At 67.4% G+C, this 19,577-nt stretch carries 9 protein-coding genes and 1 tRNA gene; 5 read left to right on the top strand and 5 right to left on the bottom strand.

Going from position 1 to position 19,577, the window contains the following annotated elements; all coding sequences use genetic code 11:
• Positions 1-120: 120 nt before the first annotated feature.
• The 3 genes from K368_RS0113680 to K368_RS0113690 form a co-directional block, all read right to left on the bottom strand.
• Complete coding sequence (locus K368_RS0113680; protein ID WP_027172905.1) at positions 121-975, bottom strand: formyltransferase family protein; 855 nt, start codon at positions 973-975, stop codon at positions 121-123.
• Entirely contained in the window at positions 972-1,742 is a 771-nt protein-coding gene (locus K368_RS0113685; RefSeq protein ID WP_027172906.1) for an SDR family NAD(P)-dependent oxidoreductase, read from the bottom strand. The genes K368_RS0113680 and K368_RS0113685 overlap by 4 nt, the downstream gene beginning before the upstream one ends.
• Before the next feature lie 222 nt (positions 1,743-1,964).
• On the bottom strand, positions 1,965-3,272 hold the full coding sequence (locus K368_RS0113690; protein ID WP_027172907.1) for a capsular biosynthesis protein: 1,308 nt from the start codon (positions 3,270-3,272) through the stop codon (positions 1,965-1,967).
• A gap of 305 nt (positions 3,273-3,577) precedes the next feature.
• Here K368_RS0113690 and K368_RS0113695 point away from each other — a divergent pair, with 305 nt between their 5' ends.
• From K368_RS0113695 to K368_RS0113705, 3 genes are all read left to right on the top strand, one after another.
• Positions 3,578-5,068 (top strand): capsular biosynthesis protein, encoded by a 1,491-nt coding sequence (locus tag K368_RS0113695; RefSeq protein WP_036267001.1) that lies wholly within the window; start codon positions 3,578-3,580, stop codon positions 5,066-5,068.
• Positions 5,065-6,558, top strand: coding sequence for an LTA synthase family protein (locus K368_RS24655; protein ID WP_051439875.1), 1,494 nt, complete (start codon positions 5,065-5,067; stop codon positions 6,556-6,558). The genes K368_RS0113695 and K368_RS24655 overlap by 4 nt, the downstream gene beginning before the upstream one ends.
• A 234-nt stretch (positions 6,559-6,792) precedes the next feature.
• Complete coding sequence (locus tag K368_RS0113705) at positions 6,793-7,962, top strand: polysaccharide biosynthesis/export family protein (RefSeq protein WP_027172909.1); 1,170 nt, start codon at positions 6,793-6,795, stop codon at positions 7,960-7,962.
• Positions 7,963-8,151: 189 nt separating this feature from the next.
• Here the strand turns inward: K368_RS0113705 and K368_RS0113710 are convergent, their stop codons facing one another.
• Both K368_RS0113710 and K368_RS0113715 read right to left on the bottom strand, forming a co-directional pair.
• Complete coding sequence (locus K368_RS0113710; protein WP_027172910.1) at positions 8,152-9,525, bottom strand: aminotransferase class I/II-fold pyridoxal phosphate-dependent enzyme; 1,374 nt, start codon at positions 9,523-9,525, stop codon at positions 8,152-8,154.
• A gap of 55 nt (positions 9,526-9,580) precedes the next feature.
• The gene (locus K368_RS0113715; RefSeq protein WP_155935140.1) at positions 9,581-16,987 is read right to left on the bottom strand and encodes a type I polyketide synthase; all 7,407 of its coding nucleotides are present in this window, start codon (positions 16,985-16,987) and stop codon (positions 9,581-9,583) included.
• A 746-nt stretch (positions 16,988-17,733) separates the two neighbouring features.
• On the opposite strand from K368_RS0113715, the gene K368_RS0113720 reads away from it, so the two are divergent.
• Together K368_RS0113720 and K368_RS0113725 are read left to right on the top strand one after the other, a co-directional pair.
• A tRNA-Val gene (locus K368_RS0113720) sits at positions 17,734-17,808 on the top strand.
• Between the two features lie 295 nt (positions 17,809-18,103).
• Positions 18,104-19,561, top strand: a complete 1,458-nt coding sequence (locus K368_RS0113725; RefSeq protein ID WP_245259576.1) for a DUF1800 domain-containing protein — start codon at positions 18,104-18,106, stop codon at positions 19,559-19,561.
• Positions 19,562-19,577: the final 16 nt, after the last annotated feature.

A 19,577-nucleotide genomic window follows, 5' to 3' on the forward strand; every position in this document is an offset into this window, starting at 1 on the left:
CTGCCGGAGCGGTTCTCGCTTCGTCAGACCATGTCGGCGACGGTCATCAGACGGCCCGGTCTCCAGGACCGGGCCGTTCTTTTTTGGAAAGGATTCCGCTGCGCCGACCGGTCCGCGCCTTCAGGTCGCCGCGTTCACACTCAGCGCGGCGCGCAGGTCGGCGCCATCGACGAGCTTTCGGTTTCGCCTCGCGAGACCCGCCAGCAAGGCCCGGTCTGGAAACGGGCAATAGGGCAGTCTCTCGGCCACCACGCCCTCGCCGAGGGAACCGCAGGCGAGATCGCCGAGCACCCGGTCGAGGAGAATCCGACCCCGCTCATGCAACAGGATCGCGGCTCGGGTGGCGGTGGTGCCGGACGGCAAGTCCAAGACTTCCTGGGCGAGGATCGCCCCCGCGTCGATGGCGGGCGTCAGGCGATGGATCGTGACGCCGAAGGCGGGATCCTCTTCAGCCAGAGCGTGGATCGTCGGTACCGGCCCGCGATGGCGCGGCAGCAGGCCGGGATGGACGTTCAGTCCCCCGAGCGGCGCCAGCGACAGGGTCGCAGCCGAAAAGATCTGGTCGAAATGAAACGCGACGATGAGATCCGGCGCATGGGTCGCGAAGGCTTGGGCCACGTCCGACCCGTTGACGTCGTCGATGCGCAGGGTCGGAATGCCCAGTGTCCGGCACGACGCCTTGAGCGGCGTCGCCGTGGCCGAATCTCCAGCTCCGGTCAGGCGCCGCAGCAGTCCCGAGGCCGGAGCCAACAGGTCGGGCAGGCCGAAATTCACCGCGAGATAGGGCAGGAAAGCCGGGCCTGAGCGGGCGAGATGGCGCCGGACCTGACCGGTGACACCGCCGGAGCTCGGACGCTCGGCATTCGACAAGCCGACGAAAGCGATCTCCCCTGCGTGGTCCCGCACGAAACGGCGCACTGCACGGGCATTCGGCAGGGCTTCGAGCACGAAGAGCGCGATGCGCGGGCGGATCATCGCTTGCCGCGTCCGACCTTGAACCGGAAGCCGCGCATGGAGCGGCGGCGCAGGCCTTCCGGCAGCAGAGCCGACCCTCGCGCCAGGGAGGCGAGGGGCTCGGGAAAGGCGATGATGTCGAGGTCGCGCGCGAGGCCGCGCGCGATGCGGGAGGCCGCCTCCTCGGCGCTCATCTCCATCGGGCGCCAGCCCTCGTAATCCCCGCCCATGGTGGTCTTCACATAGCCGGGTGTCACGACGTTCATCTTGATGCCGCGGGGGGCGAGCTTGGCGCGCAAAGCCAGTCCATGCGCGAGCAGCGCCGCCTTGGTGCCGCTGTAGGCCGGCGCGTCGGGCAGGGGTGCGAAGGCGGCGAGAGACGAGATCAGGGCGATCTGGCCGCTCCCGCGCGCCAGCATCAGGGTGACGCAGGGCAGGGCGACGTTCAGGGCGCCGTTGAGGTTCACGTCCACGGTCTCGAAGGCCATGGCCTCGGTCTCGATCTCACCGCCGGGATGGCCGCCATTGATGCCGGCATTGACGATGACGAGATCGAGGGGCGACGCCGCATGCGTCTGGCGCAGCCAATCGGCCACGGCCGGCCTGTCGCGCACGTCGAGGGACCGGGTCGCCACGGTTGCACCGAGGGCTTGGCACGCGGCGGCGACGGCATTCAGCCTCTCGATGCCGCGCGCATTGAGGACGAGGTGTGTGCCGGGCGCGGCGTAATGCCGGGCAAGGGCCGCGCCGATACCGCTCGACGCACCAGTGATGAGAATGACGGGCATGGGGCCTGTTCTAAGCAGGTTTTAGCAAAAGTGGTCACCGGTTTTGCGTCCCAAAACCTGCGGCACTTCAAAGGCCTAAGCGAGGTGAAGCGTTGGTTTGCCAATGCGAACCTGCTTAGGGCATCGTTCCGGCACGCGGGAACCCGGTCTCGGACAAGTTCATGCCGCGCCGATAACGTGACGCAGCGGCCTGCCGGGAACGAACCGAGGCTCGGCACTCGGTCAATAGACGGGGGCGAGTTCCGGGGTTCTCGTCGAGTGTTCGCGGATCGCTTGAGCTGCAGCCAGGGCCGGCGCGGGAAGGCGGGATTCCAGTCGCAGGACGCTGCCAGCCACAGCCCGGTCGATGGACGGGCGAGAGAAGAAGCCGCCATTCACCTGGGTCCGGTGGAGGACGACCCGGCGGAAATCCGCCATCAGCGCCATGTCCGGGGCTTCGGGCTTCGTCCAGAACGTGTCGAGGCCGGCCTGGTGGGTCAGGCCGGGCAGATTGTAGATCGCCTCGCCCGCAGCGGCGGTCGGACGTCCGAGCTCGAGGGACAGCATCCCCACGGTGCTGTTCACGAGCACCACGCCCCTGCTGCCGGCGATGAGGTTGGGCAGGTCGCCGCCATCGATGAAATCGAGCCGCTCGTCCACGCCGTGCCGCCTGGCGGAGTTACGGGCATGCTTGCGCCAGTTCACCAGACCGCTGTCGAGCGGGTGGAGCTTGATCAGCAGCCTCGACCTTTCCGATGCGTGGGCGGCAAAGGACGCGATGACACGATCCATGAACCCTTCCACCCCGAGGAAGGGCGAGTGGACGCGGATCTGATAGTCGCTGTCGAGTTGCAGCGGCAGCAGGAAATAGTCCTCCTTGCGCGCCGCATAGATCTCGTTGAGCTCCCGTGCCTGGCGCCGTGTGCGGCTCCGGCCGGCGAACTTCTTGATCCAGCCCACATACTCGGCCGCGACATGGATCGGCCGATGGCTGCGAAAATGCGGGAAGAAGTAGGGAAACCCGATATTGGCGATGTTGTAGGCCACGTCCCACAGGCTGCGGCGGGCCATGTCGCCGCTGGCCGGCATCGCGCGTCCGGGCCGCGGCAGGCGGCGGGCAATGGCGCGGATCTCGTCCGGGCAGCGGGGTAACGAGGAATGGCCGTTGACGCCGCCGAGTTCACACGTGACCCAGTTCGGCCGCAGGTAGCCCTCTTCGAACACGTGGATGCGGATGCCGAGAGGCTCGGCGGCTTCGCGCGCGGCAACATGATAGGGCCGGCAGTCGCCGAACAGGACGATATCCGTCACGCCGTGCTCGACCATGTAGCCGCCGACGTAGGCGTCCCAACCCTCGCGGGGGCCGCGATAATTGTCCGAGCCGAGTCGCCAGAACAACCAGTCGCCTGAAGAGAAGTTGATACGTCGCACCTGATGGCCGCGCTTGAGCAGCGCACGGCCCAGATCGGCGAAGAACGGCGAGGCGATCCCCTGCAGAAACAGGAAGGTCGCAGGCCTGTCGCGTGTGGTGTCTACGCGTTTCGGCAACATGCGGAAGTGCTTGCTCCTGCGCCCGGGAAGGGCGTGTCGAATGGGCACGTACACTGCCCTGATCGCACGAATTGGTGCATCGCGGCAATTCCGTAGCACGGCCTTGTTAACGGAATTCCTGGGGGCGTGATGTGTCGGCAACAAGGCACCTTGTTGGCCCCTTCGAAACCCCACCCCGATCGTCCCTCGGAAGACGAGATCGAATCGCCTGACGGCACGGATCGTCGTATGGCTGAAGCTTCCCCGAACCGGATCAGCGAGCGCCGTTGCCCATCCTTTCGACGCCATCTCCCTCGGCCGCATCCATCGCCACACGATCGCTGCTCGCCACGAGCCGGCCCGTCCGAGCCCTGCGAGCGGAGATCGAAGCCGTCACGGGCCTCGGTTTTGGCTCGGCTTGGAAGCCGGGGACGATCGGAGTGGTCTGGGGGCGGGGCGGCCTTGCCGCATCGAGCCTGCGCTTGGCCGGTCGCACGATCCTGACCGTCGACCCCGGGCCGCTGCTCAGCCCCTACGATTCGCCGGCGACGGGCCTATCGACCCTGCGTCTCACCCTCGACGGCGCCCCGTTCGGTGGGGAGGCCGGGATCCACGCGTTCGACCCGTGGACGCGGCGGCCAATCCCGTTCGAGGAATGCCGGGACAAGGTAGCATGGCTGGAAGGCCGGTTCCGGGACAACCACCGCCCCACCGTCCTCGTCGGCATCTCCCGCTGGAAACGGCCGGCCCTCGATGTCTTCGTCGGCGGCCCATCCGGCAAGCCTGTCCATGCCATGAACGCCGAAGATGCCGTGGCGAAGGCTAGGACCGGTCATGCTCGCATCCTCGCCTGGGCGACGCGGATGCCTGAACGACTGCCGGCGCTCTGTACGGAACAGGGCATTCCCCTTGCGCGGATCGAGGACGGGTTCCTGCGCTCGGTCGGCCTCGGGGCGAGCCTGCAGCCGGGCGCTTCCATCGTGGTGGACGATAGCGGCATCTATTACGACCCGCGCACCGATAGCCGCCTCGCCCGCATCCTCAAGAGCGAGGATTTCTCGCCCGAACTCGTGGCCCGGGCTGCCGTCCTGCGCCGGCTCGTGGTCGAACGGCGCCTGACGAAATACAATGTCGGACTTGCGGGAGACGCATCGGGCTGGCCCGAGGACCGGCGCATCGTGCTGGTGCCGGGCCAGGTCGAGGACGATGCCTCGGTGCGGTACGGCTCACCGCATGTCCGCTCGAATCTCGAACTCCTGCGCGCGGCCCGAGCCCGCAATCCGAGAGGCTTCCTCCTCTACAAACCGCATCCCGACGTGGAGGCCGGGTTCCGGCCCGGCGCGATCCCGGATGCCGAGGTTCTGGACCTGGCCGACAGGATCGTGGCCGGCCTCTCCATCGTGGATCTCCTCGACCGGGCGCATCATGTGGAGACGATGACCTCGCTCGCGGGGTTCGAGGCCCTGATCCGGGGCCTGAGCGTGGCGGTCCACGGCCGTCCCTTCTATGCGGGTTGGGGGCTGACCGAAGATCTCGCACCCGGCGCCGACAGGGGGCGGCGGCTCGCCCTCGACGAACTCGTGGCAGGCGCACTCCTCGTCTACCCGCTCTATCTCGACCCCGTGGCGATGAAACCCTGCACGCCCGAACAGCTCCTCGACCGGCTGAGCGAGAGCCGCGAGGCCGCGTCACCATCGAAACTCGCCCTTAGCCGCCGGGCACAGATCATCATGCGAATGCGCTACGCCGTGCTGAACCCCATCGTCCGCCTGATCCGGGCGCGACGGGGGATCGGACGAGGAGGCGACAAGGCATGACGATCCTCATCGCTCTCGCCTCGGCACTGATCGGCTCCCTCGCCGTCGAGGCGTGGGACGGTGCGGATCGTCGGCCCATCGGACGCCGCCCTGCCGAGCTGGCCCTGCGCCTCGCCGGCTACGCGCTGCTCACGGTTTTCTGGTTCTGCTTCTCGTGGCGCCCCTGGCTCGCGGCCTTCTCCTGCCTTCTCACCGTCACGATCCTCGTCGTGGTCAGCCGGTTGAAGCAGGCAGTGATCGGCGAGCCGCTGGTGTTCAGTGATTTCGCCCTGCTGCGGCAGGTACCGCGCCATCCCGACCTCTACTATACGCGGCCCCTCACCGATCCGCGCATGGCCATCCCCCTCGGGACGAGCCTCGCCTTGGTCGCCCTCTGGTACTGGATCGAGCCCACCGCACTGCCCGAAGAGCCGAGCGTCGCCCTCGTCGCCCTCATCGGTTTGCCCTGCCTCCTCGTCGGGCTGGCTTCCGCCCTCAGCACCGGAAATCTGGCGCCATGGCTCGCGGCCCGATTTCCCCGGCCCGATCTCGACGCGCATTGCGCCCGCTACGGGCTGCCGGCCACGATCATCGCCTATGCCCTGCGTTGGAGAAGCGAACCGCTGCCTGTGGAGACGGGCGACGACGTCTCGCTCGGCCGGTCTAGCCCGGCGCCGGTGGTGGTCGTCGTCCAGCTTGAATCCTTCATCGACCCGACCCGGCTCGGCGGGCCGGCCCTGCCGCTGATGGAGACGATCCGGACCCGCGCCTCGCGCCACGGCCGGCTGACGGTCCCGGCCCACGGCGCCTACACGATGCGGACGGAACACGCGGTGCTCACCGGGAGAGAGCCGGAGAGCCTCGGTTTCGGACGCTACGATCCCTACCTCAGCAACGGCGGCGACGAGCCGGCGAGCATCGCCCGGCGGGCGGTGGCCGCGGGATACGCCACCGTGTTCGTCCATCCCTTCCATCGCGACTTCTTCCATCGCGCCGAGGTGATGCGGCGGTTCGGCTTCGCGCGCCTGGTAATGGAGGAGGATTTCGCCGGAGCTCCGCGCATCGGGCCGTATATCGGCGACGAGGCCCTGGCGGCGCGCATCCTCGCGGAGGTGGAGGCGGCACCGACACCCGTCTTGGTCTTCGCCGTGACGATGGAGAACCATGGCCCGTGGAAGCCCGGCCGGCTCGACGGCATCGACGATCCGCTGGCGCAATACCTTCACCACGTCTCCCATACCGGCCGGGCCATGGAGACCCTGATCGCCGGCCTAGAAGGGCGCGATGCAATCCTGTGCGTGTATGGCGATCACGCCCCGTCCCTGCCCACCTGCCGGCCGGGCTTCGGCGACACGGCCACGGAATATGCGGTCTTCGGGTTCGGGACTTTCAGGGACGATCCCCACCGCACCGATGCCGCCGCCTACGAGCTCGGTCGTTTCCTCCGATCAGTCGTCGCGGGGTGCTCGGTAGAACTGCCACGATCGGCTATCGGCTCACCATCGTGCTGACACGAACGTGACCGAGGCGACCCCGCGCAACGTTCCGACAATGCGATAGTGGAACGATCGTTAAACGATCGAAGAGATTTGGCGCTATCAAGAGTGGACCGTTCGTGACGACCGGTCGCGCACCGGCCGCCATGGCCGGCGACCGAGACCGGCGCTGACGGACGGTTCGTATCCGCCGACCGACACGTGATCCGACAAGACACTCGTCGTGGGGGCGGGTCTGAGGAGAGTTCGATGTTTCCCAAAGCCACGCTGGCCATCGCCATCGCCGTCACGGTGTCCGGCTGCAACGCCTTCCTGCCCGCCGCCGGCCCGTCGACCTCGGCCGTGGTGGACGGCGCGGATCAGGCGACGAGCGAGGGGACCTTCGCCCGCTACGAATTCATCGACGTGAACTCCGCCGTGGTCGAGGCCCTGCGCGGACGTCCCCTCGACAGCCTGCTCTCCTCGTTCGGTGACGGACGCATGCCCTCGGAACCGGTGATCGGGATCGGTGACGCCGTCGCCGTTTCGGTGTTCGAAGCAGGTTCGGGAGGCCTCTATTCCGGTCCGCTCACGGTCAACTCGATGTCCGCGGGCTCGAAGGCGGCTCAGCTGCCAGAGCAGATCGTCTCGCGCGATGGCGCCATCTCGGTCCCCTATGCCGGCCGGATCAAAGTCGCAGGACGACGTGCTCAGGACGTCCAGGCGCTGATCGAGACCGAACTCGCCGGCAAGGCGATCCAGCCCCAGGTCATCGTCACCGTAAGCCGGCCGGTCTCGCAATCCGTTACCGTAGGGGGTGAGGCGGTGGGCGGCGCCCGCGTCCCGCTCGGCACCCAGGGCGATCGCATCCTCGACGTCATCGCCACGGCTGGCGGCGTGAGAGCCCCGGTCAGCGAGACCTTCGTCCGCCTGTCGCGCAACGGCAGGACGGCGACGGTGCCGCTGACGACGGTGGTGTCGAACCCCAAAGAGAACATCTACCTGCGCCCCAACGACAACCTCACCCTGGTGCGCGATCCCCAGACCTTCCTGGCCATCGGCGCGCTCGGCACCTCCAACGAGATTCCGTTCCAGGCCGAGGGCATCACCCTGGCGCAGGCGCTGGCCAAGGCACGCGGCCAGAGCGATGCCGATGCCGACCCCACAGGCACGTTCCTGTTCCGCTTCGAGCCCGCCCCGGTGGTGCGCCGCCTGAAGCCCGGAAGTCCGCTCCTCGGCACGCCGCTGGTGCCGGTGGTCTATCGCGTCGACATGCGGGACCCCAACAGCCTGTTCCTCACCCAGGCGTTCCGCATGCGCAACCGCGACATGATCTACGTCTCGAACGCGCCGTTCACCGAGATCAAGAAGGTCCTTTCCGTCTTCGCCGCCGCATCCCAGCCGATCACGACCGGCGTGCGCGTGGGCAGCGCTTTCTGACGGCGAAGGCAAGACGGCCGGAGGCCTTCAGCGGCAAGACGACGGACTGTCCGGGCATCGCGGGCGGCCCTCGCGATGCGGCTAGGCCGGTTTCGTCGTCGAGCCACCCGGCCGACGGTCCCGGCTTCGGGATCATGCCCGTGGCGGGACATGCCGTGCCACCGGGTCGGCCGAGTCGGCAGGAAGATCTCAGGGCTTGCCGCGCTTGGCCATGAGCTGCTCGATCAGCGAGCCGCCCTTCTCGATCTCGGCGAGTTCCTCGGCCACGGCCGCCACGGTCTCGCGGATCTGCTCGGGCGTATGCTCGGACGTGATGAAGAAGCGCAGGCGCGACGAGCGCTCGGGCACCGCCGGGTGGATGATCGGCTGCACGTTGATGCCGCGCTTGTAGAGGCGGTCGGACAGGGTCACCGACTTCAGCGAATCCCCCACGATGACGGGAATGACAGCGAGGCCGAGACTCGTGCCGGTATCGAGCCCGTGCTTCCTGGCGCAGGACAGGAACAGGTGGCCGTTCTGGCGCAGGCGCTCGACCCGGTGCGGCTCCGCATGCATCAGGGCAAGTGAGGCTTCGGCGGCGGCGGCCAGGGGCGGGGACAAGCCGACGCTGTAGATGAAGCCGCCGGCGGTGCATTTGAGATACTCGATCAGCGCGGCCGGACCGGCGATGTAGCCGCCGCAGGAGGACAACGTCTTCGACAGCGTGCCCATCCAGATGTCGACGAGGCGCGGGTCCACATCGCAATGCTCGGCGAGGCCGATCCCGGTCCGCCCGAGGACGCCGAGCCCGTGGGCATCGTCCACCATCAGCCAAGCGTCGTAGCGCTGCTTCAGGGCGATGAGGCCGGCGAGATCCGGCGCGTCGCCGTCCATGCTGTAGAGGCCCTCAACCACAATCAATGCGCGGCGGTGCTCGTGGCGGGTGGCGCCGAGCAGGGTTTCCAGAGCGTTGAGGTCGTTATGAGCGAAGGAGCGGCGCTGGGCGCCCGAGAGCTGGGCCCCGGTGACGATGCTGTTGTGGCTCAAGGCATCGTGGAAGATCACGTCGCCGGGTTCGAGCAGGGCGCCAATGGTGGTGACGTTGGTGGCGTGCCCACTCACCATCACCACGCAGGCTTCCGTCTCGTAATGCTCGGCCAGCGCCTGTTCGAGGCTGAGATGTCCGGGCCGCTCGCCCGCGACGATCCGGCTCGCCGAGGCGGACGTGCCATAGTCGTCGATGGCGCGCCGCGCCGCCTGGCTTACGTCCGGGTGCCCGTTGAGGCCGAGGTAATCATAGGACGAGAAGTTGATGAAGCCCTTGCCCGCGATGCGCGTGGTGGCCCCGGCCTTGGTCTCGTGGACCCGGAAGAACGGATTGCCGAGGCCGATCAGGTCGGCAGCTGAACGCTGGAGCCGCAATTCCCGGTAGCCCGGCAGGGACTCGAACTTCTGGACCGAGGCGTCCGTGGCCTTCGCCTCCGGGCGCGGGGCGGCCTGCCGGTTGGCGTTGCGGCCGAGGCGATTGGTGACGAAGCCCGCGAGTGCCGCGCGGCCACCGTCGGGGCGGGGTGGGTTGGACATACGGATAGGGTCTTCCGGTTGCGGATCATGAGGGCTGGCTCGGGCCAGCCCTCCTTTACGGCAGGATCTCTTTGATCTGGAGGCTGTTCTGCTCGACGAGCTCGTGGAACGGCTCGAGGGTACGCACGTCGACGCCCTCGCTGGCATGGCGCTGGGCCAGGCTCATCACCGCCGCCGACGCTTCGTCCACGGGGGCGGCCACGGACTGGATCAGGGTCTCCGCCAGTTCGACCACGGTCAATCCCGAGGAGATGCCCGAAGGCGGCGCATCGAGGGCGAAGCGCTCCTGCAGGCTGGCGCCCAACTCCACGCCCATCAGCGAATCGAGGCCGATCTCGGAGAGATGGCGCACGCGGCTGATATCGTCCTTGGGCAGACGCAGGATGCGGGCGATGTCCTCGACGATGGCGTCGGAGACGGTCTTGCGCACGGCGTCGAGATCCTGGGTCTTGAGCAGGCCGCCGATGTCGATGGTGGCCACCGTACCGGCTTCCGCCTGCTGGTCCGAGCCAAGGTCGCCGTAGCTCGGGGAGCGCATAGTGGCCAAGCGCTCGCGCGCCTTGCCCCAGTGCATCGAGGCGATGGCGAGAACGGCGTCGTCGGGTGACGAACTTTGTCCTTCCAGGGCCTCGGCCATGAGGTCGAGGGAGCGGCGGGCATCCATCGGCGTCACGCCGACACGGCCCGCCAAGGTCTCCATCACCGCTCGGTTGCGGGCGAGCACACCGACATCGCCGATGGCGCCCCAGGCGACAGCGAGAGCGGGCAGTCCCAGCGCCCGGCGACGACGGGCGAGGCCCTCCATGAAGCCGTTGGCAGCGACGTAGGCGCCCTGGCCCGGATTACCGATGAAGGTCGTGGCCGATGAGAACAGGACGAAGTAATCGAGCGACCGGCCCCGCGTCGCGGCGTCGAGATGCTCGGCCCCGACGACCTTCGGGCGGATCACCGCGTCGAGGGAGGCGGTATCGAGGTTGGCGATGAGGCCGTCCTGCAGCACCATAGCCCCGTGGATCACGCCGGCGAGCTTGCGGCCGCCGCTCTCGACCTCCTCAATGAGGTCGTCCACCGCCTGGCGGCTGGTGATGTCGCAGGCCATCGCCGCGACGCTGACGCCGCGGGCCGCGAGATCGGCCACCACCTGCTTGGCTTCCGGGCTCGACGCGCCCTTTCGTCCGACGAGGACGAGGTGACGGGCTCCCCGGTCGGCGAGCCAACGGGCCGCCTCGATGCCGAAGCCGCCGAGCCCGCCGGTGATGACGTGCACGCCCTCCGCCGAGACCCGGAAATCGGACTTGCGCTCGACCACGATGCTGCCGGGCTTCGGCGGCGCGATGACGATCTTCCCCACATGTCCGGATTGCTGCATGAGTCGGAATGCGTCGGAGACTTCGTCGGCGGTGAAGGGCTGGAACGGCAGGGGCTTGAGGCCCCCTTCCGAGAACAGGGCCATCACCTCGCGGAACAGGCGCGCTCCGTCCTCGCCCTGGTGCTGGAGCACCTGATCGAGGTCGACGCCGAAATACGAGAGGTTCCGGCGGAACGGCCGCAGGCCGATATGGGTGTTGGCGACGTAGTCCCGCTTGCCCAGTTCGATGAAGCGGCCGAACGGCTTCAGGCAGTTCAGGCTGCGCTCCATCGCCTCGCCGAACAGGCTGTTCAACACCACGCCGACGCCGTCGCCGGTGATGCGGCGAACCTCGTCGACGAAGGCCAGGGAGCGGGAATCGAGGACGTGCTCGGCCCCGAGCGCCTTCACGAGGGCTCGCTTCTCGCGCGAGCCGGCGGTGGCGATGACACGCGCACCCTTCAGCTTGGCGATCTGCAGGGCGGCGAGCCCGACGCCGCCGGCTCCGCCATGGACCAGCACCCACTCACCACGCCGCAGGCGGGCGCAGCTGACGAGGCTGTAATAGGCGGTGAGAAAGGCCACCGGCACCGTGGCCGCCGCCTGGGGATCGAGACCGGGGGGGCTCGGCGCCACCACGAGTTCGGGCACGACGATGTGAGTCGAGAATCCCGACTGGGCGAAGGCGACGACGCGATCGCCGACCTTGAACGCCGCAGCGCCCTTGCCCACCGAGACCACGCGGCCGGCGACTTCGAGACCCAGGCGCGGTCCGGCAAAGCCGTCCTCGAGGATTTCCTCGGGGAGCATGGAGAGCGCCCAGAGCACGTCGCGGAAGTTGAGGCCGGTGGCCTCCACCGCGATCTCGACCTCACCACGCCCGGGCACGCGTCGCTCGGTCGGTCCCCAACGCATGTCGTTGAGGCCCCCCGTGGCGCTGCGCTCCAGCTGCGCGGCCGGCGCGGGCACGGCATCGACGGCTGGGCGGCGCGAGAGCTGCCCCGGCGAGAACCGGATCACGCGGGTGGCATCGACGTCGAGGACGATCTCCGTTTCGGGGGTGCCCGACAGGATCACGTCGCGCAGGCGCTCCGAAGCGATCTTGGTCCGCATGGCCTCGGTGAGGTCGATGCGGCGGATGTCGAGATTGGCGACCTCGTTGGCGAGGGTGCGGGTGAAGGCCCAGAGACCGGCTTCCACTGCGCCCGCACCGTCGTGGCGCGTCGCGCCGGGGCAGACGACCCAGAGACGGGTCTGGCGCGTGCCGAGATGCTCGACGCAACGCTTGAGACCGAGGCAGCGCTCGCGCAGCCGGTCGGCGGATTCGCCATCGGAGCCGAAGGCCCCGGCGAGGAACACCACCGTGTCGGGGGTCTCACGTTCGAGTTCGAGCAGGGATTGTTCCGAATCGAGGATGATCGAGACATGGACGCCGGCGGCGACGAGGAGCGTCGCCAGCGAGGAGGCGGTTTCGGCGGCGAAGGAATCCTGCGAGCCGATGATGAAGGTGAAGGTCTGACCTGTGGAGGCCTTTGCCCGTACCGGCGCCTCGGCGAGGAACAGGAGATCGTCGCCATTGGCCGAGGCAGCCCGGTCGACGGCAATGCGGACGAGGCCGGTATCGCTGAGCGAACGCTGCCAACCGGTGATGTCGTCGAGGCGACCCAGCGGCATCCCGTCCATGCTCTCGAACCAATCCGGCATCAGGCCGAAGACGAGATCGCGGAACAGAGACGCACCCGGCTCCACCGCCAGAAGAAAGCCGCCGGTGGCGAGGGCATCGGCGACCTTGCCGAGGAGGCCGCGCTCTGACCGGTGCAGGACGTTGCTCGCCAGAATCGCGTCGAAACCGCTCTCCGTCAGATCCGCCTCGTCCTCGATCACGGTGACGCCGCGAGGCAGAGCGAGGCGGGCCCGCTCGGCGAGGCGCCGATCGGTCTCGAACACGGTGAGCTGAGCGGCAATGCCGTCGGCGATGGCAGCGGCCTGGGCCGAAAGCGGCCCGAACCCGACCTGGAGGAGGCGCAGCGCGCGGTCCTTCGGCAGGTCCGCACGTGCTCCCTCGCAGATCGCGGCGATGACATCGGACGACGCGCGGGCGGTGGCGCTGCGCAGGACGAAGGCGTCGAGGGCGTTCTGCGACAGGGTCGGTAGGCTCACGAGTTCACCGGCCACGAGGCGGGCGACGACGGCGCCGAGATCCGCCGTGAGCACCAGTTCGGCGGAGAGCTCGGGATGGTCGGCCGCGATCCAGCGCATGATCTCGTCGGGCGCGGGCAGGGTGACGTCCTTGCGCAGGGTCCAGCGCGTTCCGTCGAGGGTGGCGAGGCCGCTGCTCTCCAGGGCGTAGAGGGCGTTCAGGAGCCAAGGCCGCATTGCCTCCGGCACGCGCTCGTCGATGGCGACGGTGCCGGAGCGCTGCAGCCCCTCGGCCATGCGGTAGGCCAGCGAGGTGGCCCATCCTTCGAGAAGCAGATGGCCCGGCGAGAGGGCTGCATCCGCCGGGGCGAGAGCCGCCTTGATGCCGGGGCGAACGGCATCGGCGATGCGGGCGCGACGGTCGAGGGGGATCGCGGTGGGTTCGGTGGCGAGTTCGGACCGCTGCGCGATGGCATAGGCGGCGAGATCCTGCCCGGACTTGGTGCGCAGGGCCTGGAAGCGGCCTTCGCGCAGGGTAGCGATCACCTCGCCCGCCTCGTCCACCAGGGTGAAGTCGGCCAGGATGCTGCGCTCGTTGCAGCGCCGGGTGCGGATCATCGCCCGCGCGATGACGGCGCCCGGGCGCATCAGCCTGATCTCGCCGAAGCGCACCGGAACGTAGGCTTTGGTCGAGCCCTCGCCCATCAGGTCGGCGAAGAGCAGGATCAGGCCGTGGAAACAGGCGTCCAGCCGCGCCGGCACGAGGCCGAACCGGAGGTCTGCCTCGGCCGGCTTCAATTGCGAGACGATGGTCGTCTCGTCCACGCGTGAGCTGAGCGCGACCTGCCGGAAGCTCGGCCCGAAATCGAGGCCCGAGGCGGCGGCGAGGCGATAGAGCCCGGCCCCCTCGACGGCGTTCTCGGCCGGGATGTCGATGTCCTGTCGCGGACGGGCCGCGAAGGTGCCATCCACGACCTTGGCGGAGGCGTGCAGCTGCCAGCCCGCCTGTGTCAGGCGCGGCCGGCTCAGGATCTGGATCTGGTTGCCGCTGCCGGAGAGCCGAACGGCGACCTCGCGAAGGGCCTCCTCGGCGAAGACCATCGGAGACTGGATCTCGAACTCGGCCAGCACGACGTCATCACTGCGCATTGCTTCGCGGGCGACGCCCAGCGCCATCTCGATGAAGGCCGCACCCGGCAGGATCGCCTGACCGTCGATGCGGTGATCGTCGAGATCGGGCACCGTGGCGATATCCACGTGGCCGAGCCATTCGAGCCCGTCCGGAGACAAACGCGAACCGTAGAGCGGATGATAGGTCCGAGCGGTGGCCGCACCGACGCCCTCCGACGTCTCGGACAGGCGGAAAGGCCGGCGCTGCCACGGATACGAGGGCAGGGCGACGTCGCCCTTCGGATTTTCGCCGAAGACCATCGCCTCGTCGATGGCGGCACCGTGGACGAGGGCCGAGGCCAGGGCGCGGGCGAAGGGGTCGCTGCCGACGGGCTTGTTGGTGAGGACGCCCACCGTGGCGTTCTCGATGCCGAGGGGCTCGATACAATCGCCGATATGCGGCAGCAGGGTCGCCCGCGGGCCGACCTCGACGAAGATCCGGGCTCCCTTGCGGGTCGCCTCCTGGACCGCATCGGAGAAGCGCACCGGCTCGCGGATGTTGCGCCACCAATAGCCGGCGTCGAACTCTCCGCCGGGGAGCACGGTGCCGGTCACGGTGGACACCATGGCGATGGCGCCGGGATGGGGCTTGAGTCCGGCGAGATCGCGCAGCAACGGCGTCTCGGTCGGGTTCATCAGCCGGCCGTGGAAGGGGTAGGCGAGGTCGAGCTTGCGGCCACGGCGGCGCTTGCGCGCCAACGCCTTCATCGCCGCGTCGATATCGGCGACGGGGCCCGCCACGGTGACGGCCTTCGGGCTGTTGTAGGCCGCGATGTCGAGGCTCGGATAATCCTTGAGGAAGATCTCGATCTCCTCGACGGGCGCCAGCAGCACCGCCATGGTGCCGAGGCCCCGCGTCGTCTCCTGATGCTGGCTGCGGTAGAAGATGACCTTCACCGCCTGTTCCAGGCTCAAAATACCGGCCCCCTCGGCGGCCGCAATCTCGCCGACGCTGTGGCCGAGGACGAAGGAGGGGACGAGGCCGGCGGCCTTCAGGGCCGTGGTCGACGCACTGGAGATCGCGAAGATCAGGGGCTGCGACACCCGGGTGAGGACCATGCGCTCGGCGAGATCCTCGGCGAACAGGGCTTCCTTCAACGACCAGCCCGAGATCTCGGCGAACAGGACGTCGATCCGGTCGAAGGCGGATTGGAAGGCGGCGCTGCGCTCATACGCCTCGCGGCCCATCCCGACCCATTGGCTGCCGTTGCCGGAATAGACGAAAGCCACGTCCGCATTGCGGTCGACGGCGGTGCCGACCCGGGCAATGTCGGTCTCCTCGGCATCGGCGACCGCGCGCAAGGTGGCGGGCAGGTCGGCGTCGAGGGGCATGGCCAGACGGGTGGACAGGCGCTCGCGCCGATGGGCGGCGGCGGCGGCGATGCGCACGGTCTCTGCCTCATCGGCCTGTTCGAACCGCTCGGCGTAGTCGAGGGCGAGTTCGTTGAGGGCCGCGCGGCTCTGGGCCGAGAGGAGCAGCAATTCGGGCGGGCGTCCGGCCTCGCTCGTGGCAGGAGCCGGCGCTCCATCGGTGAGGACGATATGGGCGTTGGTGCCGCCGAAACCGAACGAGTTGACGCCGGCGAAACGCTCGCCGCGGCCACGTGGAAGCGCCAGCGGTGCGGTGACCACCGAGAGATTCAGCTTGGTGAAGGGGATGTCCGGATTGAGCACGGCAGCATGCAGCGAGGGCGGCAGCAGATCGTGCTCGAGGGCGAGGCTCGCCTTGAGTAGGCCGGCGAGGCCCGAGACCGGTTCGGTATGGCCGATATTGCTCTTGATCGAGCCGATCGGCAGGGGCTCCTTGCGGGGCCGTCCGATCTTGCCGCCGATGGCGCCGGCCTCGATCGGATCGCCCACCGCCGTGCCGGTGCCGTGCGCCTCGACGAAGGCCACCGCGTCGAAATCAATCTCGGCCTCGCGATAGACCTGTTCGAGCAGGGTACCCTGCGCGTAGCCGGAGGGCAGGGAGATGCCGGTGGTACGGCCGTCGGAATTCACGCCGCTGGCCGCGATGACGCCGCGGACGGTATCGCCGTCGCGGGCCGCCTGACGCGCCGATTTCAGCACGAGAACGACGCCGCCCTCGGACCGGACATAGCCGTCGGCGTTGGCCGAGAAGGCCTGGCAGAGCCCGGTGCGGGACAGCATCTGCGCATTGGAGAAACAGATGAAGTTGAACGGGCTCGCGAGCAGGTTCACGCCCGCAACCACCGCGGTATCGATCCGGCCGCTGGCGATCGCCGCGACGGCGGCATCGAGCGCCACGAGGGAGGAGGAGCAGGCCGTATCGACGGTGAAGCTCGGGCCCTTCAGGTCGTAGATGTAGGAGATCCTGTTCGACAGGATCGAGAGCGTGTTGCCCGTCGCGGCATAGGCATCGCCCGAGGACGTATCGAGGACGCGCAGGTTGCCGTAATCGAGGGACGAAGCGCCCACGAACACGCCGATCTGCGAGCCGGCCACGGCGGAGGGACGCAGGCCCGCATCCTCCAGGGCTTCCCAGGTCAGTTCGAGGAGAAGCCGCTGCTGCGGGTCCATCTGCTCGGCCTCGCGCGGCGAGATGCCGAACACGCCGGGATCGAACGACCAGATGTCGTCGAGAACGCCCGCCGACCAAGTGTAGCTCTTGCCGCGCTCCTGAGCGCGCGGGTGACCGAAGCGCTCCAGCGACCAGCGATCCTCAGGGATGCGGCCAACGGCGCACCGTCCTTCGCTCAGAAGCTGCCAGAGGCCATCGACGCTGGCAGCGCCGGGCAACCGGCACGAACGGCCGACGATCGCTATGTCTGTACGCTTGATCACGTTCGATTCGCACACGCTCTTGATCGAGGACGCCACCGTCTCGCACTTGCAACGAACGGTCGACCCTTTGATGCATAATATGCAGTCGGAACCGTGTCCAACCCATGGCAGCTTTGCTGCAGCACAGAGACGGGATGGGCTTCAAGATCCGGACAGTTTCGAGGGCTGATAAAAATCACACACTCACTACCATGCTCATTTTTAATATAAATCACCCCACCAGCAGCCCGATTGATCCGTCAAAAACTTGATCAATATCATGATGGATATCGATGAAATCGCTTTATAACACCTATGTATTTATAATATTATTGGATTTTATAGAACAATAAGTTCTATCAATTATTATTTCTGCGTTTAGATCGATATGATATTGCCAAACCATGTAAACATATAAAACGCAACTATTATATATAATGTATAGCTATCTTGATTAAAATCTTATAATGCATCACATCCAGCGATCTATTTGTGAGCTGAATTGAAAATTTTCCATTGAATTTTTGTCGCCACTTATGCCCGATTTGGACATCCCCTTTTCTCCGGAATGACCCGCTCAATTCGGCACCGTTCTGCTGCGGCGCAGCATAAGGACGATATCCCGAAGCGCGCAGTAGAAGCGGGGATCATTGGAGAAAGCGTGGCCTTGGCGACCGAAACGCTTCCTTTCCGGCAAAAGGCCCTTGACGCCCGTTCAAGCCGAAAGCTATACGCCGCTCCTCGCTGCAGCGGAAACGCTTCAGCCGGGGCGCGTAGCTCAGCGGGAGAGCACTACCTTGACATGGTAGGGGTCACAGGTTCGATCCCTGTCGCGCCCACCATTCCTGCCTCAGTGGAATGGACGAGAGAAAAAAGGCCCCGGGAACGGGGCCTTTTCTCGTTGACGCAGAGCCTCTTCGACCACGCAGGTCCTGCTCGTCCGGCGAAGTCTCCGCTCCCATCGCGGCATGATCGGCGAAGGCCCGTTGCCTGATGCCGGCCACCGTCACGCTTGCGTGAGCCACCGGCCCGGTCACACAACCGCCTCAGACAGATCGTGTAAGACGAGCGCTTTCATTCGGCGCCCGGCATCTCGGCCCGCGGTCCCGGATGCCGGAGATGATGATGAGCCGAAACTTGGCATTCTCGAATGCGGTCGGACGGTTCGGTCTCGGATGCAGCGCCCTCGATCTGCCCGCCGTCGACGATCCGCGCGGCTACGTCCGTACTCAACTCGACATGCCGCTGATGGCGCCCGACGCCAAGCTGATGTCCAGCAGCGACCAGTTGCAGGCGATGATGCAACGCCGTCAGATCGCCAGGCAGCGTCGCGAGGCGATGGAGGATGCCGGATCCGGCGACGCCAAGGTCAAGCAGGGCCGCGGCATGCAGGGTGGCTCGATGGAGGATGGCGCCATGGCCATGGCGCCCCGCGCTGAACCGTCGATGCGCGGCGGCATGATGGAGAACGAGGCCGAGAGCCAAGTCACGCTGGGTCCGGTCACGAAGAACCCCGACGAACTGATCGCCTGGCTCAGGCTGGCCGCGACGACGAGGGCCCCCTTGCAGGAGCGGCTGTTCCTGCATTGGAGCAACCACTTCACCGTATCGACCGGCAAAGGCAAGGGGAGCCTCACTGCGGGAGCATTCCAGCGCGAAGCGATCCGGCCGTTCATCCTTGGCCGCTTCCACGACATGGCCAAAGCGGCGATCCTGCACCCCTCGATGCTCTACTACCTGGACAATACGGCCTCGACGGGCCCTGATTCCAGAGTCGGCCGCATCAAGAAATCCGGTCTCAACGAGAATCTCGGGCGCGAGGTGCTTGAACTCCACACCCTCGGCGTCGACGGCGGCTACAGCCAGGCCGACGTCACGGCGCTGGCGACCGTCCTCACGGGCTGGACCGTGGATCTCAAGCCGCATTCCGAGACCTTCGGAGAAGTGGTGTTCCGCGAGCGCCAGCATCAGCCGGGGCCGAAGACCATCCTCGGCAAGCGCTACGCCGAGGCGGGAGCCGGTGAGTTCCTCGCCGTCCTGACCGATCTTGCCCGTCACCCATCGACTGCGCGCTACGTAACGCGGCGGATGGCACGTGCGTTCGTCTCGGAAAAGGTGTCGGACTCGCTGCAGAAGAGCCTCGCCAAGGTCTTCATGGACAGCGACGGAGACTTGAAGGCCGTGACCGCCGCCCTGATCCAGGCTGATGAAGCCTGGACCGCCGCCCCCGTGAAGCTGCGCCCGCCGATGGAGTTCCTCGCCGCAACCGGCCGCCTCCTCGGGCAAGCTCCGGTCAAGCCATCGCCGAACGCCTCGCTCCTCGCCATGGGCCAGCCCTTCCTGGCCGCCCCGTCGCCGAAGGGTTGGGCCGAGGAGGACGATGCCTGGGTGACCTCGGACGGCATCAAGAGCCGGATCGACTGGGCGCAGCAATGCGCGACGCTCAACGCCGATCACGTCGACATCCGCAAACTCGTGGACGACCGGATCGGCAGCTATTTTTCGGTCGAGACGCGGCGCGTGATCAGGCAGGGCGAAAGCCCTGAACAGGCCTTGGCCCTGCTGATGCTGAGCCCGGAATTCCAGCGGCGCTAGCCGGTCGAGAGGCGAT

The organism is Methylobacterium sp. 10, assembly GCF_000519085.1.
In the GTDB taxonomy this organism is placed as follows: Bacteria; Pseudomonadota; Alphaproteobacteria; order Rhizobiales; family Beijerinckiaceae; genus Methylobacterium.